We start from the raw sequence: 266 nt of genomic DNA, 5'->3' as shown, positions 1-266 counted from the left end.
GATTTAATAACTAAGCGACGAAATTTCTACAAAAAAGAGTAATTTCAAGAAATATGCTACTAACCTTAGATTTATCAAAAAAGTTAGATCGTATAACTTAAGACTACTCATTCCTATTCAAAATATTTATGTAATTTAATTTTATTTCCTCTGCACCCTGGCTGTCTCCAAAACTATTGATGGAAGCTCTTTTTGAATGATTTCTTTTAATCCATAAAGAGCTTTCTTCACATAACCACCTTCGAAATTTCCTAATGGTTCTGGTA

General features: G+C 29.7%; 1 pseudogene. It reads right to left on the bottom strand.

Annotated elements, in window-relative coordinates:
• Positions 1-141 precede the first annotated feature (141 nt).
• Positions 142-266, bottom strand: a pseudogene (locus JDS92_RS30255) (ribonuclease FAU-1 family protein); the annotation flags it as partial.

The sequence above is a fragment of the Bacillus cereus group sp. N12 genome (genome assembly GCF_016483575.1).
GTDB classification, from domain to species: Bacteria; Bacillota; Bacilli; order Bacillales; family Bacillaceae_G; genus Bacillus_A; species Bacillus_A toyonensis.
The sequence above is the reverse complement of the archived record's forward strand: the minus strand, read 5'-3'. Positions and strand labels throughout refer to the sequence as shown.